This window comes from Mycolicibacterium phocaicum (assembly GCF_010731115.1).
GTDB classification, from domain to species: domain Bacteria; phylum Actinomycetota; class Actinomycetes; order Mycobacteriales; family Mycobacteriaceae; genus Mycobacterium; species Mycobacterium phocaicum.
Map to the genome: position 1 here is coordinate 5,018,470 of NZ_AP022616.1, position 22,268 is coordinate 5,040,737.

At 67.7% G+C, this 22,268-nt stretch carries 26 protein-coding genes and 2 pseudogenes; 24 read left to right on the forward strand and 4 right to left on the reverse strand.

Annotated features, from left to right (window positions below; all coding sequences use genetic code 11):
- Positions 1 to 42: 42 nt before the first annotated feature.
- Positions 43 to 672, reverse strand: a complete 630-nt coding sequence (mftR, locus tag G6N46_RS24045; protein WP_138250470.1) for a mycofactocin system transcriptional regulator MftR — start codon at positions 670 to 672, stop codon at positions 43 to 45.
- Between the two features lie 101 nt (positions 673 to 773).
- On the opposite strand from mftR, the gene mftA reads away from it, so the two are divergent.
- From mftA to mftG, 7 genes are all read left to right on the forward strand, one after another.
- Positions 774 to 869: a mycofactocin precursor MftA gene (mftA, locus tag G6N46_RS24050; protein WP_020101386.1), complete on the forward strand. Its 96-nt coding sequence runs from the start codon at positions 774 to 776 to the stop codon at positions 867 to 869.
- A 2-nt stretch (positions 870 to 871) separates the two neighbouring features.
- Positions 872 to 1,207, forward strand: a complete 336-nt coding sequence (gene mftB / locus G6N46_RS24055) for a mycofactocin biosynthesis chaperone MftB (protein WP_138250469.1) — start codon at positions 872 to 874, stop codon at positions 1,205 to 1,207.
- Complete coding sequence (gene mftC / locus G6N46_RS24060; RefSeq protein WP_138250468.1) at positions 1,204 to 2,424, forward strand: mycofactocin radical SAM maturase; 1,221 nt, start codon at positions 1,204 to 1,206, stop codon at positions 2,422 to 2,424. Before mftB ends, mftC begins: the two co-directional genes overlap by 4 nt.
- Positions 2,425 to 2,427: 3 nt before the next feature.
- A complete protein-coding gene (gene mftD / locus G6N46_RS24065; RefSeq protein ID WP_138250467.1) occupies positions 2,428 to 3,603 on the forward strand; it encodes a pre-mycofactocin synthase MftD in 1,176 nt (391 codons plus the stop codon).
- Between the two features lie 136 nt (positions 3,604 to 3,739).
- Positions 3,740 to 4,513 (forward strand): mycofactocin biosynthesis peptidyl-dipeptidase MftE, encoded by a 774-nt coding sequence (gene mftE, locus G6N46_RS24070; protein WP_234880772.1) that lies wholly within the window; start codon positions 3,740 to 3,742, stop codon positions 4,511 to 4,513.
- A gap of 13 nt (positions 4,514 to 4,526) precedes the next feature.
- Complete coding sequence (gene mftF, locus G6N46_RS24075) at positions 4,527 to 5,945, forward strand: mycofactocin biosynthesis glycosyltransferase MftF (protein ID WP_138250465.1); 1,419 nt, start codon at positions 4,527 to 4,529, stop codon at positions 5,943 to 5,945.
- On the forward strand, positions 5,942 to 7,348 hold the full coding sequence (mftG, locus tag G6N46_RS24080; protein ID WP_138250464.1) for a mycofactocin dehydrogenase MftG: 1,407 nt from the start codon (positions 5,942 to 5,944) through the stop codon (positions 7,346 to 7,348). Before mftF ends, mftG begins: the two co-directional genes overlap by 4 nt.
- Positions 7,349 to 7,388: 40 nt before the next feature.
- Here the strand turns inward: mftG and G6N46_RS24085 are convergent, their stop codons facing one another.
- A complete protein-coding gene (locus tag G6N46_RS24085) occupies positions 7,389 to 8,951 on the reverse strand; it encodes an MFS transporter (RefSeq protein WP_138250463.1) in 1,563 nt (520 codons plus the stop codon).
- 82 nt (positions 8,952 to 9,033) lie between these two features.
- On the opposite strand from G6N46_RS24085, the gene G6N46_RS24090 reads away from it, so the two are divergent.
- Positions 9,034 to 9,675 (forward strand): TetR/AcrR family transcriptional regulator, encoded by a 642-nt coding sequence (locus G6N46_RS24090; protein WP_138250462.1) that lies wholly within the window; start codon positions 9,034 to 9,036, stop codon positions 9,673 to 9,675.
- Here G6N46_RS24090 and G6N46_RS24095 read toward each other — a convergent pair.
- Positions 9,641 to 10,891 carry a cytochrome P450 gene (locus G6N46_RS24095; protein ID WP_138250461.1) on the reverse strand — a complete coding sequence of 417 codons (1,251 nt, stop codon included), beginning with the start codon at positions 10,889 to 10,891 and terminating at the stop codon, positions 9,641 to 9,643. The genes G6N46_RS24090 and G6N46_RS24095 overlap by 35 nt on opposite strands.
- A 125-nt stretch (positions 10,892 to 11,016) precedes the next feature.
- Here G6N46_RS24095 and G6N46_RS24100 point away from each other — a divergent pair, with 125 nt between their 5' ends.
- Both G6N46_RS24100 and G6N46_RS24105 read left to right on the forward strand, forming a co-directional pair.
- The gene (locus tag G6N46_RS24100; RefSeq protein WP_138250460.1) at positions 11,017 to 12,654 is read left to right on the forward strand and encodes a carboxylesterase/lipase family protein; all 1,638 of its coding nucleotides are present in this window, start codon (positions 11,017 to 11,019) and stop codon (positions 12,652 to 12,654) included.
- Positions 12,655 to 12,784: 130 nt separating this feature from the next.
- The gene (locus G6N46_RS24105) at positions 12,785 to 13,138 is read left to right on the forward strand and encodes a nuclear transport factor 2 family protein (protein ID WP_138250459.1); all 354 of its coding nucleotides are present in this window, start codon (positions 12,785 to 12,787) and stop codon (positions 13,136 to 13,138) included.
- Here the strand turns inward: G6N46_RS24105 and G6N46_RS24110 are convergent.
- Complete coding sequence (locus G6N46_RS24110; RefSeq protein ID WP_138250458.1) at positions 13,135 to 13,608, reverse strand: hotdog fold domain-containing protein; 474 nt, start codon at positions 13,606 to 13,608, stop codon at positions 13,135 to 13,137. The genes G6N46_RS24105 and G6N46_RS24110 overlap by 4 nt on opposite strands.
- Positions 13,609 to 14,303: 695 nt before the next feature.
- On the opposite strand from G6N46_RS24110, the gene rpsJ reads away from it, so the two are divergent.
- From rpsJ to G6N46_RS24180, 14 genes and pseudogenes are all read left to right on the forward strand, one after another.
- A complete protein-coding gene (rpsJ, locus tag G6N46_RS24115) occupies positions 14,304 to 14,609 on the forward strand; it encodes a 30S ribosomal protein S10 (RefSeq protein ID WP_003883485.1) in 306 nt (101 codons plus the stop codon).
- Between the two features lie 13 nt (positions 14,610 to 14,622).
- Entirely contained in the window at positions 14,623 to 15,276 is a 654-nt protein-coding gene (rplC, locus tag G6N46_RS24120; RefSeq protein WP_138250456.1) for a 50S ribosomal protein L3, read from the forward strand.
- Positions 15,276 to 15,923, forward strand: a complete 648-nt coding sequence (gene rplD / locus G6N46_RS24125) for a 50S ribosomal protein L4 (protein ID WP_061002787.1) — start codon at positions 15,276 to 15,278, stop codon at positions 15,921 to 15,923. The genes rplC and rplD overlap by 1 nt, the downstream gene beginning before the upstream one ends.
- Positions 15,923 to 16,225 (forward strand): 50S ribosomal protein L23, encoded by a 303-nt coding sequence (gene rplW, locus G6N46_RS24130; RefSeq protein ID WP_029119743.1) that lies wholly within the window; start codon positions 15,923 to 15,925, stop codon positions 16,223 to 16,225. Before rplD ends, rplW begins: the two co-directional genes overlap by 1 nt.
- A gap of 29 nt (positions 16,226 to 16,254) precedes the next feature.
- On the forward strand, positions 16,255 to 17,091 hold the full coding sequence (gene rplB, locus G6N46_RS24135; RefSeq protein WP_061002785.1) for a 50S ribosomal protein L2: 837 nt from the start codon (positions 16,255 to 16,257) through the stop codon (positions 17,089 to 17,091).
- Positions 17,092 to 17,109: 18 nt separating this feature from the next.
- Entirely contained in the window at positions 17,110 to 17,391 is a 282-nt protein-coding gene (gene rpsS / locus G6N46_RS24140; protein WP_020101403.1) for a 30S ribosomal protein S19, read from the forward strand.
- Positions 17,391 to 17,855, forward strand: coding sequence for a 50S ribosomal protein L22 (gene rplV, locus G6N46_RS24145; protein WP_138250455.1), 465 nt, complete (start codon positions 17,391 to 17,393; stop codon positions 17,853 to 17,855). The genes rpsS and rplV overlap by 1 nt, the downstream gene beginning before the upstream one ends.
- Positions 17,855 to 18,670 (forward strand): 30S ribosomal protein S3, encoded by an 816-nt coding sequence (rpsC, locus tag G6N46_RS24150; protein ID WP_061002779.1) that lies wholly within the window; start codon positions 17,855 to 17,857, stop codon positions 18,668 to 18,670. The genes rplV and rpsC overlap by 1 nt, the downstream gene beginning before the upstream one ends.
- Positions 18,671 to 18,672: 2 nt before the next feature.
- Positions 18,673 to 19,089, forward strand: coding sequence for a 50S ribosomal protein L16 (gene rplP / locus G6N46_RS24155; protein WP_020101406.1), 417 nt, complete (start codon positions 18,673 to 18,675; stop codon positions 19,087 to 19,089).
- The gene (rpmC, locus tag G6N46_RS24160; protein WP_020101407.1) at positions 19,089 to 19,319 is read left to right on the forward strand and encodes a 50S ribosomal protein L29; all 231 of its coding nucleotides are present in this window, start codon (positions 19,089 to 19,091) and stop codon (positions 19,317 to 19,319) included. Before rplP ends, rpmC begins: the two co-directional genes overlap by 1 nt.
- A 2-nt stretch (positions 19,320 to 19,321) precedes the next feature.
- The gene (gene rpsQ / locus G6N46_RS24165; protein WP_020101408.1) at positions 19,322 to 19,618 is read left to right on the forward strand and encodes a 30S ribosomal protein S17; all 297 of its coding nucleotides are present in this window, start codon (positions 19,322 to 19,324) and stop codon (positions 19,616 to 19,618) included.
- A gap of 129 nt (positions 19,619 to 19,747) precedes the next feature.
- A pseudogene (locus G6N46_RS24170) lies at positions 19,748 to 20,920 on the forward strand (cytochrome c biogenesis protein/redoxin); the annotation flags it as partial.
- Between the two features lie 30 nt (positions 20,921 to 20,950).
- A pseudogene (gene sigK, locus G6N46_RS24175) lies at positions 20,951 to 21,530 on the forward strand (ECF RNA polymerase sigma factor SigK).
- Positions 21,527 to 22,213: an anti-sigma factor gene (locus G6N46_RS24180; RefSeq protein WP_138250452.1), complete on the forward strand. Its 687-nt coding sequence runs from the start codon at positions 21,527 to 21,529 to the stop codon at positions 22,211 to 22,213. The pseudogene sigK and the gene G6N46_RS24180 overlap by 4 nt, the downstream one beginning before the upstream one ends.
- The last annotated feature ends 55 nt before the right edge of the window (positions 22,214 to 22,268 follow it).

The window sequence follows — 22,268 nt, forward strand, 5'->3', positions numbered from 1 at the left end:
GTGCACGGTTTTCCGCGCTGACCGCGGAAAACCGTGCACAAATCACACGGCGCCGATGCCCTCGCGGACGATGTCGAAGGCTTCGCCCAGGGCGTCGGGCAGCGAGACGGTCTCGTCGGCGAGCCACTGTTCGTAGGCCGTCAGCGCCACCCCGAGAACCGTCCACGCCACTGTCTGCGGCACCAGAGCCGTCGGCTTGGTGTCCAGCCGGCGCGCGACGAACGCCGCTATCACGCCGCGCCAGCCTGCGTACATCGTCATCGAGTAGGCCTGCAGCGCGTCGGTCTGCAGGATGACCTGCATGCGGCGCCGGTGCCGGGGTGTCTCGGATTCGTCAAAGCTGTTGAATTCCAACAATGCCGAGCGCAGGGCGGCGTCCAGCGGCACGTCGTGGGGGACGGCGTTCAACAGGTCCCGCAGATCGGTCAGACTCGCGTCGAAGTCGGCCCAGGGGATGGCATTCTTCGACGAGAAGTAGCGGAACAGGGTGCGCCGGGAGATTCCGGCGGCATGGGCGACGTCGTCGACGCTGACGTCGTCGAAGCCGCGGGTCGCGAACAGCTCGAGGGCCACGTGGGTGATGTGGTCGCGCGTGGTGGAGCGGCGACGGCCCACCCGGCCGTGCTGGGCGGTCCCGGCATCGCGCGCGGGACGCTCCGTCTCGGTCTTCATCAGACCCGCCCTTCCTTTTCGGCACTCGATGCCATATTCTTGCGACTTGGATCACAGTTGTCGAGTCCCGACAACTGCCACGGTAGCGAAAGGGGCGATCCATGGACTCGAATCAGCAGGCGAATTCCGATACCGAACTGGTCACCGAGACTCTGGTCGAAGAGGTCTCGATCGACGGTATGTGCGGGGTCTACTGACCGTGTCTGCACCAGCCGCGGCCCGGACCGGGCCCGAGGCGGCCTTCGATCCGGACCGTGGCTGGCGGCTGCACCACCAGGTCGCCGTCCGCCCGGAACCGTTCGGCGCCCTCTTGTATCACTTTGGTACGCGCAAACTTTCGTTCCTGAAGAATCGCATCATCGTCGAGATCGTCAACTCGCTCGCCGACCATCCGGACGTCCGCAGCGCCTGCCGCGCCGCCGGTATCGACGATGACCAGCAGGGGCCGTATCTGCACGCGTTCGGCGTGCTGGTCCAGTCCAAGATGCTGATCCCGGCCGACCAGAACAGCCCCGAAGGATCTACCGTTTCATGACCGCAACGGCACCCGTGCCCCGGCTGATCGAGCAGTTCGAGCACGGCCTCGACGCGCCCATCTGCCTCACCTGGGAACTGACCTACGCCTGCAACCTGTCCTGCGTGCACTGCCTGTCGTCGTCGGGCAAGCGCGACCCGCGCGAGCTGAGCACCCAGCAGTGCAAGGACATCATCGACGAGCTCGAGCGCATGCAGGTGTTCTACGTGAACATCGGCGGCGGCGAGCCGACCGTGCGATCCGATTTCTGGGAACTCGTCGACTACGCCACCGAGCACCACGTCGGTGTCAAGTTCTCCACCAACGGCGTGCGCATCGACGAAGCGGTCGCGGCCAAGCTGGCCGCGAGTGACTATGTGGACGTTCAGATTTCGCTCGACGGCGCCACCGCCGAGATCAACGACGCGGTGCGCGGCCCGGGCTCCTTCGCGATGGCGATCCGGGCGCTCGAGAACTTGAAGAACGCCGGTTTTAGAGACGCCAAGATCTCGGTCGTCGTCACGCGCCACAACGTCGACCAGCTCGACGACTTCAAGGCCCTGGCCGACAACTACGGCGCCACCCTGCGTATCACCCGGCTGCGTCCGTCCGGCCGCGGCGCCGACGTGTGGGACGACCTGCACCCCACCGCCGAGCAGCAGGTGCAGCTGTACAACTGGCTGGTCGCCAAGGGCGAGCGGGTGCTCACCGGTGACTCGTTCTTCCACCTGTCGGGCCTCGGCGAGCCCGGAGCGCTCGCGGGGCTGAACCTGTGCGGCGCGGGGCGCGTCGTGTGCCTGATCGACCCCGTGGGCGATGTGTACGCCTGCCCGTTCGCCATCCACGAGCGCTTCCTGGCCGGAAACATCCTGAGCGACAACGGTTTCCAGGACGTCTGGCAGAACGCCCCGCTGTTCCGCGAGCTCCGGGAACCGCAGTCCGCCGGTGCCTGCAGCAGCTGCGGGCACTACGACAGCTGCCGCGGCGGCTGCATGGCGGCCAAGTTCTTCACCGGTCTGCCCATGGACGGGCCGGATCCCGAGTGCGTGCAGGGCTACGGCGAGCCCGCCCTGGCGCTCGATCGCGACAAGCCCAAGTCGCATATCGACCACTCCCGGGGCGGCAGCGGTGATTCTTCCCGTCGCTCCGCTCGCCCTGCCAAGGGGCCGATCCCGCTCAAGCTGTTGGCCATGCCGGCCAAGGCGCCCCAGAAATTCTGTAACGAAAGTCCTGTCTAAATCATGGCCCGTGATACCTGGTTCGAAACCGTCGCCATCGCGCAGGAGCGTGCGAAGAAGCGGCTCCCCAAGTCCGCCTACTCCTCGCTGATCTCGGCGAGCGAGAAGGGCCTGACGGTCGCCGACAACGTCGCGGCGTTCGGCGAGCTCGGCTTCGCCCCGCACGTCATCGGCGCGCTGGACAAGCGTGAGATGGCCACAACGGTTATGGGTCAAGAGATTTCGCTGCCGGTGATTATTTCTCCCACCGGTGTGCAGGCGATCCACCCCGACGGCGAGGTCGCTGTCGCGCGCGCGGCCGCGGCCCGCGGCACCGCGATGGGGCTGTCGTCGTTCGCCAGCAAGCCGATGGAAGAGGTCATCGCGGCAAACGACAAGACGTTCTTCCAGATCTACTGGCTCGGCAGCCGCGACGACATCGCGGCCCGGGCCGAGCGCGCCCGCGCGGCCGGCGCCAAGGGCCTCATCGTCACCACCGACTGGAGCTTCAGCCACGGCCGGGACTGGGGCAGCCCCAAGATCCCGGAGAAGATGGATCTCAAGACCATCCTCAGGATGAGCCCCGAGGTCATCACCAAGCCCCGCTACATGTGGACCTGGGGCAAGACCCTGCGTCCGCCGGAGTTGTCGGTGCCGAACCAGGCCATCAACGGTCAGGCCCCGCCACCGTTCTTCCACGCCTACGGCGAGTGGATGGGCACCCCGGCGCCGACCTGGGAGGACATCGCCTGGCTGCGCGAGCTGTGGGGCGGACCGTTCATGCTCAAGGGCGTCATGCGCATCGACGACGCCAAACGTGCTGTGGACGCCGGTGTTTCAGCAATCTCGGTGTCCAACCACGGCGGTAACAACCTGGACAGCACGCCGGCGTCGATCCGGGCGCTGCCCGCGATCGCCGAGGCCGTCGGCGACCAGGTCGAGGTTTTGCTGGACGGCGGTATCCGCCGCGGCAGCGACGTGGTCAAGGCGCTGGCCTTGGGGGCCCGGGCGGTCATGCTCGGCCGGGCCTACCTGTGGGGGCTCGCGGCCGAGGGACAGGCCGGTGTCGAGAACGTCCTCGACATCATGCACGGGGGTATCGACTCCGCGCTGCGTGGCCTGGGCAAGGCCTCGATCCACGACCTCGGACCCGACGACATCCTGGTGCCGGAAGGCTTCACCCGGCGGCTGGGCGGCTGAGCCGCGGGGCGGACCGGGTGATTCGACGGGTCCGCTGATACGCGCGGTGCTGACGGGACTGACGTGATGGTCGCCGGGGTCTTGACAACCGCGGCGATTTGACCATTCGCTACGAATTGTTGCGTATACGGCAACAATTGGCGCACAGCAGGCAAATTCGGCTTACCATCGGCGGGTGCCTTTTCCCAGCGAGCTCGGGAACTCGACGTCGAGGCAGTTGCAAGCCATGCGGCCTTCGTTGATCGTCCCGATTGGTTCCACCGAGCAGCATGGGCCGCACCTGCCGCTGGATACCGATACCCGGATCGCCGAGGCAGTGTCGCGGTCCGTCGCGGAGGAACTGCGCGCGCAGACGATCCCCGGCGTCGATCAGCCCACGTGGTTGGTCGCGTCTGCCATCAGTTACGGCGCGAGCGGTGAGCACGAGGGCTTTCCCGGCACCATCTCGATCGGCCTGGCCGCACTGGAACATTTGCTGGTCGAGTTCGGGCGCTCGGCCTGTAACTGGGCCGGCCGGATCGTGTTCGTCAACGGTCACGGCGGCAACGTGGCGGCGCTGACGGCGGCGACCACGCTGCTGCGGGCCGAGGGGCGCGACGTGGCCTGGTGCCCGTGCGTCGCCGCCGGTGCGGACGCCCACGCGGGCCATACCGAAACGTCTGTACTGCTGCACCTTTCACCCGCCGATGTCTGGGTCGACGAAAGCGTCGTCGGCAATACCGCGCCGCTGCCCGAGCTGCTGCCGGCCTTGCGTCGCGGCGGTATGGCGGCGGTCAGCCCGGTCGGGGTGCTGGGGGACGCCACCACGGCATCCGCCCTCGAAGGGTCCCGTATCTTTGCAGAAATGGTCGAAAGCTCCGTGCGCCGGATCAGCGCATGGCAGCCGAGCTCTGGGGGGATGCTCGCGTGACGGGGGTGGGACAGTGACTGGGCCGCGGCTGCCTGACGGCTTTGCCGTCCAAGTAGACCGCCGGGTCAAGGTGCTGGGCGAGGGCGCCGCGCTGCTCGGTGGCTCGCCGACGCGACTGCTGCGGCTGGCTCCGGCGGCGCAGACCATGCTCGACCGCGGCCGGCTGGAGGTCCACGACGCGCAGAGCGCGCAGCTGGCCCGCACGCTGCTCGACGCCACGGTGGCCCACCCGCGGCCGGCGACCGGGCCGTCGCACCTCGACGTGACCGTCGTTGTTCCGGTACGCGACAACGCCGTTGGCGTCGCCCGACTGGTGCGGTCCCTGCGCGGCATGCGCGTGGTGGTGGTCGACGACGGCTCCGTGGTGCCGCTGCAGGCCGCGGACTTCTGCGACCTGGCCGGCCACTGCGACGTGCGCGTGCTCCGGCACGACGTCAGCCGGGGACCGGCCGCCGCGCGCAACACCGGGCTGGCCGCCTGCGAGACCGACTTCGTGGCCTTCCTGGACTCGGACGTGGTGCCACGCCGCGGGTGGCTGGAAGCGCTGCTGGGGCACTTTTGCGACCCGGCCGTCGCATTGGTCGCGCCGCGCATCGTCGGCCTGCACGAGCCCGACAATCTGATCGCGCGCTACGAGGCCGTGCGCTCGTCGCTCGACCTCGGCATGCGGGAAGCCCCCGTGGTGCCGTACGGCATGGTGGCCTATGTGCCGAGCGCGGCGATCATCTGCCGGCGCGCGGCGCTGGACCAGGTGGGCGGTTTCGACGAGTCGCTGCAGTCCGGCGAGGACGTGGACCTGTGCTGGCGGTTCATCGAGGCCGGGGCCCGGCTGCGGTACGAGCCGATCGCGCTGGTCGGCCACGATCACCGCACCGCCTTGGGAGAATGGTTCGCCCGCAAGGCCTTTTACGGTTCCTCTGCCGCGCCGCTGTCGGTACGGCACCCGGGTAAGACGGCACCGCTGGTCATCTCCGGCTGGACGCTGGTGGTGTGGGTGCTGCTGGCCATGGGGTCCGGGGTGGGTTACCTGGCCTCGACCATCGCCGCGGCGATCACCGGCCGGCGCATCGCCAACTCGTTGCGATCGATCGACACCGAGCCGCGCGAGGTCGCTGCGGTGGCCGCGCAGGGACTGTGGGCCGCGGCCCTGCAACTCGCGGCGGCGCTGTGCCGGCACTACTGGCCGGTGGCGCTGGTACTGGCGGTGTGTTTCCGGCGCTGGCGGCAGGTCGTGCTGATCGCCGCGATCGTGGACGGCGTCGTCGACTGGGCCCGCCGCCACCACACCGTCGACGACAACACCCAGCGCGTGGGCCTGCTGGCCTACCTGCTGCTCAAGCGTCTCGATGACATCGCCTACGGTCTCGGGCTGTGGGGTGGCGTGGTGCGCGAGCGGCATCTGGGTGCGCTCAAGCCGCAGATCCGGACTTGAGCCCACGCCGCGATGACGTCCTGATCGTCGGGGCCGGCAGTGCCGGCTGCGTTCTGGCCGAGCGTCTTTCGGCCGATCCCGCCTGCTCGGTGACGCTGCTGGAGACCGGCGGCACGATCCGCCCGGAGCCGGGCTGGGTGCTGCCCATCGGAGTCGACAGCACCGTGGCCCGACAGCACCGCACGACGCTGACGCAGAACCCGGCGCGGTCCGTGGACATCGTGCGAGGACGGGTGTTGGGCGGCTCCGGGGCGATCAACGGCGGCTATTTCTGCCGGGCGTGGCCGGCCGATTTCGCGGCGTGGGCGGTGCCGGGCTGGTCCTGGTCTGATGTCCTGCCGCACTACTGCGCCATCGAGACGGACCATGACTTCAGTGGTGCCGAACATGGATCGGCCGGCCCGGTGCCGGTACGCCGTATCAGCGAATTCGCAGCATCCTCACAGGCTTTCCGGGACGCCGCAGGCGCCCGGTTCCCCTGGGTCGACGATCTCAATGCCGCGGCCGGGGCCGGGCCGGGCCTCGGTGCGGTGCCGCTCAACATCGATGACACCGGGCACCGGCACGGTCCCGGCGAGGTCTATCTGACGGCCGCGCGCGGCCGGGACAACCTGACGGTGCGCGCCGGCACCCGTGCGCTGCGGGTGTTGTTCGACGGTGATCGTGCGGTGGGGGTCCGGTGCCTCGGTCCCGAGGGGGTGTCGGACCGGTACGCCGACCGGATCGTGTTGTGCGCCGGGGCAATTGAATCCGCGCATCTGTTGCTGCTGTCCGGGATCGGCCCGGCTGCGCAGTTGCGCAGGGTCGGCGTACCGGTGGTGGCGGACCTGCCGGTGGGGGCCGGATGCGCGGATCATCCGGAATGGGTGGTGCCGACCACCTGGCCCGCGGCGCCCGGGCGGCCGCCGCTCGAATTGCTGCTCACCACCGGCGAATTGGAAATCCGGCCGTACACCTGGGGTTTCGCGGCCATGACCGGCGGGGTCACCGGCGGCGCGGACCCGGTGCACCTCGGCATCTCCCTCATGCGGCCGCGCGCGCAGGGCAGGGTCCTGCTGGTGTCCGACGATCCCGAGGTTCGTCCCGTCATCGAGCACCGCTACGACGCCGATCCGGCCGACGCCGCGGCACTACACGCCGGGTACGAACTCTGTCGCGACCTGTTCGGTGCTGCCGTCACCGGCGCGGAACCGGCCTGGTCCACCGCGCAGCATCTGTCGGCCACGGCCCCGATGGGCGCCGACGGCGACGAACGCGCCGTCCTCGATCCCCAGTGCCGGGTGCGCGGCGTCGACGGGTTGTGGGTCGCCGACGGCGCTGCGCTGCCGGGCATCACCGGCCGGGGCCCACACGCGACCATCGTCATGCTGGCGCACCGGGCCGCGGGGTTCATCGCGTCGTGACCGCCGCCGGGTCCGTCGCCGCCCGAAAGGCTTGTGCTGACTAGTCGTTGGGTGGTGTGCGTTCGCGGCCGGGCGCCCAGAACGCGATGAGTACGCCCGCGACCGCGGTGATCGACGCCAGCACCACGAGCGATGTCTGCATGGCGTGGAGGAACGCCACCCGCGCCACCGTCACGAGCTGACCGCCGACCGGGCCGAGGTGGGGCGCGGCGGCCACCGCGCCGGCCAACGAGCCGCGCGCGGCGTCCTGCACCGGAACCGGGAATCCGGCCACGGCAGCCCCGATGTGCTTGGTGTATCCGGCCGCCAGGAGGGAGCCCGTCAGCGCGATACCGATGGCTGCGCCCACCTCCCGTGTGGTGTCGTTGACCGCTGACGCGACGCCCTGCTTGTCATCGGAGACGGACGTCATGATCGTCGAAGTCGTTGGCGCGGTGAATAATCCAACTCCGGTGCTGATCACGAGCATGGGCCACGCCAAGGTGCAGTATGACGAATCGACATGCACCTGACACATGAGTAACAAACCGGCCGCCAGCAGCCACATACCGGTGAACACCACCAACCGCAGCCCCACCTTGGGTAGGTACCAGGACGATAGCGGAGACAGGATCAGCAACGGGACGGCGAGTGGGGTCAGGGCGAATGCGATGCCGATGGGGCTGTATCCCAGGACCAGTTGCATGACTTGCATCGACAGGTAGAAGAAGCCGAACATCACCATGAACAGCACCGTGATGGCTGCGGCCCCGGTGCCGAACTGACGATCGCGAAACAGTCGGACGTCCAGCAGCGGGTATCGGGTCCGCAGTTCGATGATGGCGAACGCCACCCCGAGGACCACTCCGCCGGCGATACCGCCCAGCACGAGCGGATGTGTCCACCCTCGGTCGGGCGCGGCCAGGATGCCGTAGACCAGTGCGGCGACCGCTGTGGCGATGACCACCGCGCCTGCGACATCCAATGGCCGGGCCTCCGCGTCGCGTGAACTGGTGATGGTCGCGGTCATGGCGATGAGGACGAGCCCGGCACCGCCGAAGGCCCAGAAGATCGACTGCCAGGGCCAGAAGTGCAGCAGCACACCAGAACCCAGCATGCCGACCACACCACCGCAGCCGCAGATTCCGGCCCAGATGCCCACCGCCTTGGTGCGCTGGTCCGCCGGGTACGACGCGGTGATCAGCGACAGCGTCGCGGGCATGATGAACGCGGCGCCCACTCCGGCCGCACCTCGGGCCGCGATGATGTGCATGGGATGGGTGTTCAGCGCCGGAACGATCGAGGCGACCGCGAAGATGGCGAGGCCGAACAGCAGCGCACCGCGCCGGCCGTAGCGGTCGCCCAGGGCACCGGCGGGCAGTAGTAGACACGCCAGGATCAAGGTGTAACTGTCGATGATCCAGGTCAGCTGCGTCTGGTTCGCCGAGGTCGCCATGGCGATGTCGCCGAGCGCGGTGTTGAGTGCCACCATCGACGAAATCACCAGCAGCACACCGCAACACGCCACGAACAGCGTCCAGCCGCGGCGACGCGAGGTGGATGGTGCGGCCGTAGGCAGGGTGGTTTGGGTCCGGGGGCTCACCGCGCTCGCCTTGTCGGCCATGCAGCCGCCTTCCGGTAGTTTCAAGACTGATGATCTTCAAACGAGACTAACAGTCTCGTTTGTCGTCCGGAGGTGATTGACGTTGTCCAGCGAACATGGTGACCCGCGGCCGGCTCGTTCCCGGGCGCGGCTTCTCGAGGCGGCGACCGATCTGCTGCGTTCCGGCGGCCCCAGTGCCGTTACCGTCGATGCCGTGATCCGGGCGTCCAATGTGGCCAGAGCCACCCTCTACCGGCACTATGCCAGCGGAAATGACTTGCTGGCAGCGGCATTTCACGCACTCATTCCGCCGGCTCCGGTGCCGCTAGCCGAGGGGGACCTGCGCGAGCGGTTGATCGCGCTCGTGCGCGCGCAGGCGGAGCTGATCGCCGAGGCGCCGGTAAGCCTGGCGGCCATGTCCTGGCTGGCGCTCGGCAGCAACCTCGAACACCTGCCGTGGGGTACGGCAGGTGCCGAGAGTGTCGAGGTCCGCAACCTGCGGGAACGGGTCGCCGAGCAGTACGCCGTCCCGTTCGAGGCCGTGCTGTCCAGCCCCGAGGCCGTCGCCGAGCTGGGCGACGTGGACCGGCTCCACGCGGCGGCGTTGCTATTCGGCCCGATCGTGCTCGGCAAGCTCAGCACGTTGCCCGACTTCGATTACCACGAGATCGCCGTCGTCGCCGTCGACGGATTCCTCGCGACTCATCGCATCAGCGCAGCGAATACCGGATCGGCAGGTGCTTGAAGCCGCCGACGAACGTCGTCGCGGAAAGTTCCGGGGCACCGGCCAATTCAATCGAGTCCAGCCGCGACAGCAGCTCGGTGAACAGGCTGTTCATCTCCATGCGGGCCAGGGCCGCACCCAGACAGAAGTGCACGCCGTAACCGAACGCCAGGTGCTTGTTGGGCTCGCGTCCGACGTCGAACCGGAACGGGTCGGTGAACACCTCCTCGTCACGGTTGCCGGAAACGTAAGCGAGATAGACGGATTCGCCTGCCGCGATCGGCACGCCGCGCACGACGGTGTCGGCGGTGGCGGTGCGCATGAACTCCTTCACCGGCGTGCTCCACCGGATCATCTCCTCGACAGCGGTGGGCATCAGGTCGGGATTCGCCTTGAGGCGGGCCAGCTCGCCGGGATTCTGGATCAGCGCGTGCAGCCCACCCGAGATGGCGTCCTTGGTGGTGTCGTGGCCGGCGCTGGCCACGATCACGTAGTAGGACGCGGTGTCCATGTCGCTGAGCGGTTCGCCGTCGATGCGGCCGTTCGCGATCGCCGATGCCAGGTCGTCGGTAGGGTTGGCCCGCCGCGATGCCGTCAGTTTGGCGAAGTATCCGAAGAAGTCGAGCAGCACGCTGAACAGTTCCTCGGGGGACTGGCCACGGCTGTACTCGTCGTCGTCGCCGCCGAACAGCTCCTGGGTGAGGGTGTGCATGCGGTCGTAGTCCTCTTCGGGCAGACCGAGCAGCGACATGATCACGTAGAGCGGGAATTGGATCGCGATCTCCTCGACGAAGTCGCATTCCGGGCCGGCGTCGCGCATCCGGTCGACATACCGCTTCGCCAGCTCGTCGACGCGGACCTTGAGGTCGCGCATGGCCTTGGGGCGGAACCAGTCGGCGCCGATGGCGCGAATCTTGCGGTGGTGCGGGTCGTCCATGTGGATCAAGGTCCGCAGCCCCATGCCCGCGTCGGCCTGTGCCTTCAGTAGATCTTCGGCGTCGGCCTGCATCAGCAGCGGGCGGGGCTCACTGATGAAGAGGTTGTTGTCGCGCTCGATGGCCATGATGTCGGCGTGTTTGGTGATCGCCCAGAACGGCCGGTACGGCGGATTGTCCACCCAGGCAACGGGATTGGTGGCGCGGAGGTGCGTCAGTGCGGTGTGCAGCCGATCATCGTCGGCGTAGGCGGAAGGATCGGCGAGGACCTTGGCGGCCTCGTCGGTGGTGGGTGCAGTCATTGAACTCCTCACGCAGACGCAAACTTGACAGCTGTCAAGTGGAGTGTAGGTCGTTCGATCCCCGATGGGGAGGGGGTCGCCGAAAATATTTCTGAGCTGCATTCGGCAGCCTTTCAGTAGGCTGGGTGCTCGTGTCGTCCGCCCATCCGCGCAGACTGCTGCAGCGCGCTGCCGCAGTGGCGGCCGCGGCGCTGCTGGTGGCCGGCTGTGGTCTGGACCCGCACAGTGAAGGTGCCACGGCCGGCGCGCCCGACGCGGTGACAGCTGATCCGGCGCTGGTGCACACCGCTTCGGGCACCGTCCGCGGGACCGTCAATCCGGATCTCCGCTTCTTCGGTGGAATCCCTTATGCCGCACCACCGTTGGGTGTGCTGCGCTTCCGTCCGCCGGCTCCCGCGCCGCCGTGGGACGGCGCGCGCGACGGTGCCAAACCAGGCGCACGCTGCATCCAGGACCCCAAGGGCGACCTCGAGATGGGCCGCAACACCAGCGAGGATTGCCTGACGCTCAACGTCTGGACGCCGCCGGTGCAGGCCTCCGGCGAACGTCGGCCGGTGCTGGTGTGGCTCCACGGCGGCGGGTTCATCAACGGCTCCAGCAGCATCTACAACTCGACGCGGCTGACGACGCGCGGCGACGTGGTGGTGGTGACCGTCAACTACCGGCTCGGCGCACTGGGTTTCCTGGCCCATCCCGCGCTGGGTGCCGGCCCCGACGTCGGCAACTACGGCCTGGCCGATCAGCAGGCGGCGCTGCGCTGGGTGCGCGACAACATCGCCGCGTTCGGCGGCGACCCCGACAAGGTCACCATCGCCGGCGAATCCGCCGGCGGGATGTCGGTGTGCGACCACCTCGTCGCGCCCGACTCGGCCGGCCTCTTCCGTGGCGCCATCATCGCCAGCGGGCCGTGCCAGGCCCAGGGCGCACTGCCCGAGGCCACCCGCGCCAGCCTGGCCTACGCGGCGGCCGCGGGCTGCGGCGATCCGGCGGTCGCAGCGGACTGCCTGCGCAGCCTGCCGGTCGACAAACTGCGAAAACCGGTGTGGTACTACGGAATCGGCGAGAACATGCTCAGTGGACCCGTCGCCGGGACGACACTGCTACCGGTCGACCCGATGCGGGCCATCAGCGATGGCGGCGCTGCCCGGGTGCCGGTGATGATCGGCACCACCCGCGACGAGTTCACGCTCTTCGTTGCGCTGCAATATCTGCGCGCGGGCAAGCGGTTCCACGCCGACGCCTACCCGCGGCTGCTGGAGTCGACATTCGGCGCCGATGCCGGCGCGGTGGCGGAGCACTACCCGCTGGGCGGCTACGGCGGCAGCGCCGCAGTCGCCTATTCGACGGCAGTCACCGACGCGGCGTTCGCGTGTGTGGCGGACCGCATCGGCGACGCGCTGGTTGCCGATGCACCCGTGTACGGGTACGAGTTCGCCGATCCGGCGCCACCGACACCAGACCCGCTGCGCAAGTTGCCCTTCCCGGTAGGGGCAAGTCATTCGCTCGATCTGCGGTACATCTTCAACATGGGTGGGGCGCCGCCGCCCGCGCCCGCGCAGATCGCCTTGTCGGATCAGATGATCGACTACTGGAGTTCATTCGTCCGCGACGGCAGGCCGAGCGCCGACGGTGCGCCGGAATGGCCGGCGCTGACCGGTGGCGAGCATGACCCCCGAATGTCGTTGCGCCCCGACGGAAGTCGATTGGTCACGGACTACGACCAGGTGCACCAGTGCGCGTTCTGGGCGACTCTGCAGCGTTGAGTGCTACGTCGAACGTGGCGCATCCTGGTGACGCCGGCAGCGCGTCGTCGCTATAGGTGCCACGCTCGGCGCGCACACCGCCCGAAAATGGCTTGCCCGCCCGGGCGGGTGTGCACTTCGATAGGGCGGCATGACGCTTCCCGATGCCGACCGGTTCGCTCGCGAATGGTGCGCGGCCTGGAACGCACACGACGTCGAGGCGGTCCTGGCGCATTTCCACGACGACGTCGTCTTCACCTCACCGGTCGCGGCGCGCGTCGTGCCCGAGTCCGGGGGAGTGGTGCGGGGTAAAGACGCCCTCCGGCAGTACTGGAGCACCGCGCTGGCAGCAGTGCCCGAGCTGCACTTCGAGGTCGTGGCTACCTATATAGGGACGCAGGCTGTCGTCATCAACTACCGCAACCACCGCGGGCAGCTGGTCAACGAGGTGCTGATCTTCGACGGCGACCTGGTGCGCGAAGGCCACGGCACCTATCTCGATTAGGCCGGCGTCACCCACGTCGTGATGTCGGCGTGCACGACCTCTTCGCCGCTGGTGTCGACCACCGAGACCGAGACGACCACGTCGGTGCCTTTCGTCAGGGTCTCGAAATCGGGGACGTCGACCCGGGCGTGCGCCCGCAGCGACGTGGTGGCCTTCGCCAGGTACTGCACGTTCATGGCTTTGGGAATCCGGCGGTGGCTCGTCGGAACCGTCGCTTCCATCGCCATCCCCATGGCGGCCTCGGCGGCGTTGCACGATGCGATCGCGTGCACGGTGTGCAGATGGTTGTAGACGAAGAACCACTTCGGCACCGCCACCTCGGCGTAGCCCGGCTCCATCGTCACCACGCGGGGCAGGACCGAAGCGAAGTACGGCACGCGCACCATCGCGGCCGCGGAGAACATGAGGCTGCCGCCGGGTCGTCCGGAGAGCTGCTTCCAGGCGCGGTAGGTGGGGCTCAGTGTCGACATGCCTCGATCTTACTTGAAAGTAAGTTAGGCGCCGTCGCCAATTCTGGGTCAGCGGCCCGGTCCGCCCACCCTTTTGCAGCGCCAGTTCAGGTCAACGGGAGGGCCGGCCGGGCGTGCGTTGAGGCTGTGCCCAGGGCGCTCCTCACTCGCACTTTTGTGCCACCAGTACAGGGTCGACCACTGACGTGGCTGCATACGCGTTGACTCTGTACCTGGGGCGCCGGCCACTCGCATTTCTGCGCCGCTGCGGCGGGATCAACGGCTCTTCCGTTGACTCTGTAACCAGGGCGCGATCCGCTCGAACTTCCGCGCCGGCACGGCAGGATCAAGGCAAGATCGCCGCGGAATCACCGCAGGACCGGCGGCAGAACCCGGGCGCGCCGGACGGCTCCGCAGCGGATTTGGAGCGAGCCCGGATCTGGGGCATACTGTTCGGGTTGCCTTGCGCCGGGTTCGCCCGCTGCGGGCATACGACCGGCGCCCATCTCGGGCGCATCCGGTCCCAGCATCGCCCACGATGGAATTTCCAACGCGGACGACTGTGCGCAAAGGCGACACGCCCGAGCGCGGGGGTCGGTGAACCACAGAAACGTAAAGAGCGGCGGCATAGCCAGCGCGCGCGATCGGGTGTCCCGATGCGTGCGTATTGAAGACCAGGCCCGAGCACGGGCCCGTGAAAGTTAGGTAGGAGAAGCGTGGCGGGACAGAAGATCCGCATCAGGCTCAAGGCCTACGACCACGAGGCGATTGACGCCTCGGCGCGCAAGATCGTTGAGACGGTCACCCGTACGGGGGCAAGCGTGGTCGGCCCGGTGCCGCTGCCGACCGAGAAGAACGTGTACTGCGTCATCCGGTCTCCCCATAAGTACAAGGACTCGCGGGAGCATTTCGAAATGCGTACCCACAAGCGCCTTATCGACATCCTCGACCCCACGCCGAAGACCGTTGACGCCTTGATGCGCATCGATCTGCCGGCGAGCGTCGACGTCAACATCCAGTAGGAGACCCAGAAAAATGGCACGCAAAGGCATTTTGGGCACCAAGCTGGGCATGACGCAGGTGTTCGACGAGAACAACAAAGTCGTCCCGGTCACGGTCGTGAAGGCCGGCCCCAACGTGGTGACCCGTATCCGCACCACCGAGCGCGACGGCTACAGCGCCGTGCAGCTCGCCTACGGCGAGATCAGCCCTCGCAAGGTGAACAAGCCGGTCACCGGTCAGTTCGCCGCCGCAGGCGTCAACCCGCGCCGGCACCTGGCCGAGCTTCGTCTCGACGACGAGGCCGCCGCTGCTGAGTACGAGGTCGGCCAGGAGCTGACCGCCGAGATCTTCGCCGACGGCGCGTACGTCGACGTGACCGGCACCAGCAAGGGCAAGGGCTTCGCCGGCACCATGAAGCGCCACGGCTTCAAGGGCCAGGGCGCCGCGCACGGTGCCCAGGCTGTGCACCGTCGTCCCGGTTCGATCGGTGGCTGCGCCACCCCGGGCCGTGTCTTCAAGGGCACCCGCATGTCCGGCCGGATGGGTAGCGACCGCGTCACCACCCAGAACCTGAAGGTTCACAAGGTCGACGCCGAGAACGGTGTGCTGCTCATCAAGGGCGCCATCCCGGGCCGCAACGGTGGACTGGTGGTTGTCCGCACCGCAGTTAAGCGAGGCGAGAAGTAATGACTCTCAAGATTGACGTCAAGACCCCGGACGGCAAGAAGGACGGCTCTGTCGAGCTGCCCGCCGCGCTGTTCGACGTCGAGCCCAACATCGCGCTGATGCACCAGGTGGTGACGGCCCAGCTGGCCGCTGCCCGCCAGGGCACGCACGCCACCAAGACCCGGGCCATGGTGTCCGGTGGTGGCAAGAAGCCGTACCGCCAGAAGGGCACCGGCCGCGCCCGCCAGGGTTCGACCCGCGCCCCGCAGTTCACCGGTGGTGGCGTCGTCCACGGCCCGCAGCCGCGTGACTACAGCCAGCGGACCCCGAAGAAGATGATCGCTGCTGCCCTGCGCAGCGCGCTGTCGGACCGGGCTCGCAACGAGCGCATCCACGCGATCACCGAACTGGTGGCCGGTCAGAACCCGTCGACCAAGAGCGCCAAGTCGTTCCTGTCGTCGCTGACCGACAACAAGAAGGTGCTCGTCGTGATCGGCCGCAGCGATGTGGTCGGCGCCAAGAGCGTCCGCAACCTGCCTGGCGTGCACGTGATCTCGCCGGATCAGCTGAACACCTACGACGTGCTCAACGCCGACGACCTGGTGTTCTCGGTGGAGGCGCTCAACGCCTACATCACCGCCAACACGAAAGAGGAGGTGTCGGCCTGATGGCTACCGTGACTGATCCTCGCGACATCATCCTGGCCCCGGTCATCTCGGAGAAGTCCTACGGACTCATCGAGGACAACACGTACACGTTCATCGTGGCGCCGGAGTCCAACAAGACGCAGATCAAGATCGCTATCGAGAAGATCTTCGACGTGAAGGTCGACTCGGTGAACACCGCGAACCGCAAGGGCAAGCGCAAGCGCACCCGCACCGGTTACGGCCAGCGCAAGAGCACCAAGCGCGCGATCGTGACCCTGTCCGCCGGCAGCAAGCCGATCGAACTGTTCGGAGCTCCGGCCTGATCGGCCGGGAGTTAAGGGATTAACTGATAATGGGAATTCGCAAGTACAAGCCGACGACCCCGGGTCGTCGCGGTTCGAGCGTCTCCGACTTCGCCGAGATCACTCGTTCGACTCCGGAGAAGTCGCTGATCCGTCCGCTGCACGGCACTGGTGGTCGTAACGCGCACGGCCGCATCACGACTCGTCACAAGGGTGGCGGTCACAAGCGTGCCTACCGCGTCATCGACTTCCGTCGCCATGACAAGGACGGCGTCAACGCCAAGGTCGCGCACATCGAGTACGACCCGAACCGCACCGCCAACATCGCGCTGCTCCACTTCGTGGACGGCGAGAAGCGCTACATCATCGCCCCCAAGGACCTCAAGCAGGGCGACGTTGTCGAGTCGGGCCCCAACGCCGACATCAAGCCGGGCAACAACCTGCCGATGCGCAACATCCCGGCAGGTACCGTCATCCACGCCGTGGAGCTGCGTCCGGGCGGCGGCGCCAAGCTGGCCCGCTCGGCCGGTGTCAGCATCCAGCTGCTCGGTAAGGAAGGCGCCTACGCCACGCTGCGTATGCCGTCGGGTGAAATCCGTCGCGTCGACGTGCGCTGCCGCGCCACCGTCGGCGAGGTCGGCAACGCCGAGCAGGCGAACATCAACTGGGGTAAGGCCGGCCGTATGCGGTGGAAGGGCAAGCGCCCGACCGTCCGTGGTGTCGTGATGAACCCGGTTGACCACCCGCACGGTGGTGGTGAGGGTAAGACCTCCGGTGGTCGTCACCCGGTGAGCCCGTGGGGCAAGCCCGAGGGCCGCACCCGCAAGCCGAACAAGCCGAGCGACAAGCTCATCGTCCGCCGCCGGCGCACCGGCAAGAAGCGCTAGGCCGGAAAGGAATAGACGATGCCTCGTAGCCTCAAGAAGGGTCCGTTCGTCGACGACCATCTGTTGAAGAAGGTCGACGCGCAGAACGAGAAGAACACCAAGCAGGTCATCAAGACCTGGTCCCGTCGGTCGACCATCATCCCCGACTTCATCGGTCACACCTTCGCCGTCCACGACGGTCGCAAGCACGTGCCGGTGTTCGTCAGCGAGGCGATGGTCGGGCACAAGCTCGGCGAGTTCGCCCCGACGCGGACCTTCAAGGGTCACATCAAGGACGACCGGAAGAGCAAGCGCCGCTAATGACTACCGTTACTGAATACCCGTCCGCGAGCGCCAAGGCGCGCTTCGTGCGTGTGTCGGCGAGCAAGGCCCGCCGGGTCATCGACCTGGTCCGTGGCAAGAGCGTCGAAGAGGCGCTCGACATCCTGCGGTGGGCACCGCAGGCTGCCAGCGAGCCGGTCGCCAAGGTGATCGCCAGCGCTGCCGCCAACGCGCAGAACAACGAGGGCCTGGACCCGACGACCCTCGTGGTCGCCACGGTCTTCGCCGACGAAGGCCCGACCGCCAAGCGCATCCGGCCGCGCGCCCAGGGGCGTGCGTACCGGATCCGCAAGCGCACCAGCCACATCACCGTGGTCGTCGAGAGCCGTCCCGCCAAGAACAAGGGCTCGAAGGGCGCAACGGCCGGTGCCGCCCGCGCTCGTCGTGCGCAGGGCAGCAAGGCCGCGGCTGCCAAGACCGAGACGAAGGGAGGCTCGGAGTAGTGGGCCAGAAAATCAACCCGCACGGCTTCCGCCTCGGTATCACCACCGAATGGAAGTCCCGTTGGTACGCCGACAAGCAGTACGCGGACTACGTCAAGGAAGACGTCGCCATCCGCAAGCTGCTGGCCACCGGCCTGGAGCGCGCCGGCATCGCCGACGTGCAGATCGAGCGCACGCGTGACCGCGTCCGGGTGGACATCCACACCGCACGTCCGGGCATCGTCATCGGTCGCCGTGGCACCGAGGCCGACCGCATCCGCGCCGACCTGGAGAAGCTGACCGGCAAGCAGGTTCAGCTGAACATCCTCGAGGTCAAGAGCCCCGAGGGCGTCGCCCAGCTGGTGGCGCAGGGTGTCGCCGAGCAGCTGAGCAACCGTGTCGCGTTCCGTCGTGCCATGCGCAAGGCCATCCAGTCGGCCATGCGTCAGCCCAACGTCAAGGGCATCCGGGTGCAGTGCTCGGGCCGCCTCGGTGGTGCTGAGATGAGCCGCTCGGAGTTCTACCGCGAAGGTCGCGTGCCGCTTCACACGCTGCGCGCCGACATCGATTACGGCCTGTACGAGGCCAAGACCACATTCGGCCGTATCGGCGTGAAGGTGTGGATCTACAAGGGCGACATCGTCGGTGGCAAGCGTGAGCTCGCCGCCGCCGCTCCCGCCGCCGACCGTCCCCGTCGGGATCGTCCGTCCGGTACCCGTCCGCGTCGCAGCGGTTCGTCGGGCACCACGGCGACCAGCACCGAGGCCGGCCGCGCTGTGGACGTCGCTGTTGAGGCCCCCGCCGGCGATGCGCCGTCGGAAGCAACGGAGAGCTAAGCATGCTGATTCCCCGCAAGGTCAAGCACCGCAAGCAGCACCACCCGGAGCAGCGCGGTATCGCCAGCGGCGGCACCTCGGTCAGCTTCGGTGACTACGGCATCCAGGCCCTGGGCCACGCCTACATCACCAACCGGCAGATCGAGTCCGCTCGTATCGCCATCAACCGGCACATCAAGCGTGGCGGCAAGGTCTGGATCAACATCTTCCCGGACCGCCCGCTGACCAAGAAGCCTGCCGAAACCCGCATGGGTTCCGGTAAGGGTTCGCCGGAGTGGTGGGTCGCCAACGTCAAGCCGGGTCGCGTGCTCTTCGAGCTCAGCTACCCCGACGAGAAGATCGCCCGGGAGGCGCTGACCCGCGCCATCCACAAGCTGCCGATCAAGGCACGCATCGTGACTCGAGAGGAGCAGTTCTGATGGCAGTTGGAGTTACGCCTGGTGAACTGCGTGAGCTCACCGAGGAAGAGCTGACCACGCGTCTGCGCGAGTCGAAGGAAGAGCTGTTCAACCTTCGCTTCCAGATGGCCACCGGTCAGCTGTCGAACAACCGCCGGCTGCGTACCGTGCGGCAGGAGATCGCGCGGGTCTACACCGTTCTGCGCGAACGCGAGTTGGGCCTGGCGTCCGGGCCGGTTGGTAAGGATTAGTCATGGCAGAAACTAAAGGCCCCAAGCACACGCCGGCCACCGAGACCGAGCGTGGCAGCCGCAAGACCGCCATCGGTTACGTGGTGTCCGACAAGATGGAAAAGACCATCGTGGTCGAGCTGGAATCCCGCAAGAGCCACCCGCTCTACGGGAAGATCATCCGGACCACCACCAAGGTCAAGGCGCACGACGAGAACGGCGATGCCGGTATCGGCGACCGCGTCTCGCTGATGGAGACCCGTCCGCTGTCGGCCACCAAGCGCTGGCGTCTGGTCGAGGTGCTCGAGAAGGCCAAGTAAGGCTTTCGACAGACATCGAAACTGCCCCTCTTCTCCGGAAGAGGGGCAGTTTTGTGTTCGGCGCCTGTTCGGTGGGAAATTTGTGCGTCGCAACCCAATCCGGATCGGCGTCGGCTCCGAATACGGGACATGTACACACTCGTCCTCATCGGATTCCTCGGCGGGCTGATCACCGGTATCTCGCCGTGCATCCTGCCGGTCCTGCCCGTGGTCCTGTTTTCCGGTACCAGCCGCGCGCCCTACCGGGTGGTCGCCGGGCTGGTGCTGAGCTTCAGCGTCGTGACCCTGCTCGGCACCGTCGTGCTGCAGCAATTGCACCTGCCGGCCGACATCATCCGCTGGGTCGGTCTGGTGGCGCTCACGGCCATCGGTGTCGGCCTGATCTTCCCGCGCGTCGAACGCCTGCTGGAAGCGCCGTTCGCACGCCTGCCGCAACGTGACATCGCCGGCAACCGCAAGGGTTTCGGGCTCGGCCTGGCGTTGGGTGTGCTCTACGCGCCGTGCGCGGGACCCGTGCTGGCGGCGATCGTGGTGGCCGGTGCGACCGGCCGTATCGGGCTCGATACCGTGGCCCTGACCGCGTCGTTCGCGGTCGGCACCGCACTGCCGTTGCTGCTGTTCGCGGTGGGTGGTCAGCGAGTTGCCGAGCGGGTCAAGGCATTTCAGCAGCGGCAGCGGCAGGTCCGGGTTGGTGCCGGGGTGGTCATGCTGGTCGCCGCGGTGGCGCTGGCGCTGAATGTGCCCGCCACGGTCCAGCGGAAGATTCCCGACTACACCGCGACACTGCAGGCCCGAATCGCGCCGGCCGGCGTCGGCCTGTCGAACTGTGCGGAGGGCGCGACCGTCCTGCAGGACTGCGGTACCGCGCCGGACATCGTCGGCATCGACAGCTGGTTCAACACCCCGGGTGACGCCCCGCTGGACCTGAAAGCCTTGCGCGGCAAGGTGGTTCTCGTCGACTTCTGGACCTACACCTGCATCAACTGCCAGCGTGCCATCGAGCACGTCACCGGTTGGTACGACCGCTACAAGGACCAGGGCTTCACCGTGATCGGCGTGCACACGCCGGAATACCAGTTCGAACACGACCGCGCCGGCGTCATCAAGGGTGCGGCAGATCTGCACATCAAGTATCCGGTCGCCCTGGACAACTCGTACGACACCTGGAACAACTACCAGAACCAGTACTGGCCGGCGAGCTACCTGATCGACGACGCCGGCGTCGTCCGCCACCTCAAGTTCGGCGAGGGTGACTACGACGTCACCGAAGGCATGATCCGTGAGCTGCTGGCGCAGGCGAAGCACTGACGGGTGAGGCTAGGCTGCTCGACGATGGCCGTATCGTCTGAGCACGCCCCCGATCTCGGTGCCTTGCTGGAGCGTGTCGCCGAAGGGGATGCCGACGCGTTCGCGTCGTTCTATGACGCGACGTGTGCCCGGGTGTTCGGCCTGATCCTGCGGGTGCTGCGCGATCCGGGCTACAGCGAGGAGACGACGCAGGAGGTGTACGCACAGGTGTGGCGCGCGGCTGCCGGTTACGACCCCGCCGAGGGTTCGGCGGTGGCCTGGGTGCTGACGCTGGCGCACCGCCGGGCGGTCGATCGGGTACGCGCGGAAGCGGCGAGCCGTCGTCGTGAATGGGACTACGGCACAACGCATCTCGATCGACCGTCCGATGTGGTGGCGGAGGCGGCGGTACGGGGTGACGACAGTCGGCGCGTGGTGGGCTGCCTCGGCGCTCTCACTGATCCGCAGCGTGCGGCGATCGAGTTGGCCTATTACGACGGCCTGACCTACGCGCAGGTCTCCGAGCGACTGGCCACGAGTCTCGGCACCGTGAAATCTCGGCACCGTGAAATCGCGGATGCGCGAAGGGCTACGCAAGCTCCGTGATTGTCTGGGGACACCATGACCGATTCGTCCGAATTCGATCTGCTGGAGTTGGCGGTGCCGTATGCGCTCGATGCCGTCACCGACGCGGAACGTGCCGAGATCGAGCGGCGGCTGGCCACGGCGCCCGACGCCGTGGCGGAGGCGTTCCGCAGTCAGGTGGCCGAGGCCCGCGAGACGCTCGTGACCCTGTCGGACGCCACGGCCGTGCCGCCACCGGCGGCGCTGAGAGCTGCTGTGCTGCACGGCAACCGGAGTCAGGCTCACGAACGTCGTTGGCGTAATGCGGTTCTGGTCGCAGCGGCGGTGCTCGCCGTCGGCGGGAGCGCGTTCGCGGCGGGCTGGATGCTGCGCCCGCCGCCCGCACCGCCGGTCGCCGAACAGGTCATGACGGCGCCCGACGTCCGCAGCGTGTCCACGGCCCTGCGCTCGGGCGGGACCGCGACCGTCGTGTATTCACGGGAGCGTGGCGACGGGATGTTGATGTTCGACGGGGCTGCTGCGCCGCCACCGGGCATGGCCTATCAGGTGTGGCTGATGAAGGACGGGGTTCCGGTGGCCGCCGGGCCGGCCATGCGTGATCTGCGCACCGTGATGGTGCCGGATATCGGGCGGGCGACGGCGCTGGGCGTGACGGTTGAGCCGGTGGGCCGCGCTACGGATGCATTGCCCGGCGACATGGTCGGGCGGGTGGTGCTGCCATAGGCCGCAGTCGGCAGCTCGTCGTGAACGTCAATATCGCGGGCGGGCCTCGGCTCCC

What these genes read in the sequence shown, in the direction of transcription:
- mftR (WP_138250470.1), bottom strand. Translation starts at nt 672, where the DNA reads ATGAAGACCGAGACGGAGCGTCCCGCGCGCGATGCCGGGACCGCCCAG.
- mftA (WP_020101386.1), top strand. Translation starts at nt 774, where the DNA reads ATGGACTCGAATCAGCAGGCGAATTCCGATACCGAACTGGTCACCGAG.
- mftC (WP_138250468.1), top strand. Translation starts at nt 1,204, where the DNA reads ATGACCGCAACGGCACCCGTGCCCCGGCTGATCGAGCAGTTCGAGCAC.
- mftD (WP_138250467.1), top strand. Translation starts at nt 2,428, where the DNA reads ATGGCCCGTGATACCTGGTTCGAAACCGTCGCCATCGCGCAGGAGCGT.
- G6N46_RS24085 (WP_138250463.1), bottom strand. Translation starts at nt 8,951, where the DNA reads ATGGCCGACAAGGCGAGCGCGGTGAGCCCCCGGACCCAAACCACCCTG.
- G6N46_RS24095 (WP_138250461.1), bottom strand. Translation starts at nt 10,891, where the DNA reads ATGACTGCACCCACCACCGACGAGGCCGCCAAGGTCCTCGCCGATCCT.
- G6N46_RS24105 (WP_138250459.1), top strand. Translation starts at nt 12,785, where the DNA reads ATGACGCTTCCCGATGCCGACCGGTTCGCTCGCGAATGGTGCGCGGCC.
- G6N46_RS24110 (WP_138250458.1), bottom strand. Translation starts at nt 13,608, where the DNA reads ATGTCGACACTGAGCCCCACCTACCGCGCCTGGAAGCAGCTCTCCGGA.
- rplC (WP_138250456.1), top strand. Translation starts at nt 14,623, where the DNA reads ATGGCACGCAAAGGCATTTTGGGCACCAAGCTGGGCATGACGCAGGTG.
- rplD (WP_061002787.1), top strand. Translation starts at nt 15,276, where the DNA reads ATGACTCTCAAGATTGACGTCAAGACCCCGGACGGCAAGAAGGACGGC.
- rplW (WP_029119743.1), top strand. Translation starts at nt 15,923, where the DNA reads ATGGCTACCGTGACTGATCCTCGCGACATCATCCTGGCCCCGGTCATC.
- rplB (WP_061002785.1), top strand. Translation starts at nt 16,255, where the DNA reads ATGGGAATTCGCAAGTACAAGCCGACGACCCCGGGTCGTCGCGGTTCG.
- rpsS (WP_020101403.1), top strand. Translation starts at nt 17,110, where the DNA reads ATGCCTCGTAGCCTCAAGAAGGGTCCGTTCGTCGACGACCATCTGTTG.
- rplV (WP_138250455.1), top strand. Translation starts at nt 17,391, where the DNA reads ATGACTACCGTTACTGAATACCCGTCCGCGAGCGCCAAGGCGCGCTTC.
- rplP (WP_020101406.1), top strand. Translation starts at nt 18,673, where the DNA reads ATGCTGATTCCCCGCAAGGTCAAGCACCGCAAGCAGCACCACCCGGAG.
- rpmC (WP_020101407.1), top strand. Translation starts at nt 19,089, where the DNA reads ATGGCAGTTGGAGTTACGCCTGGTGAACTGCGTGAGCTCACCGAGGAA.
- rpsQ (WP_020101408.1), top strand. Translation starts at nt 19,322, where the DNA reads ATGGCAGAAACTAAAGGCCCCAAGCACACGCCGGCCACCGAGACCGAG.
- G6N46_RS24180 (WP_138250452.1), top strand. Translation starts at nt 21,527, where the DNA reads ATGACCGATTCGTCCGAATTCGATCTGCTGGAGTTGGCGGTGCCGTAT.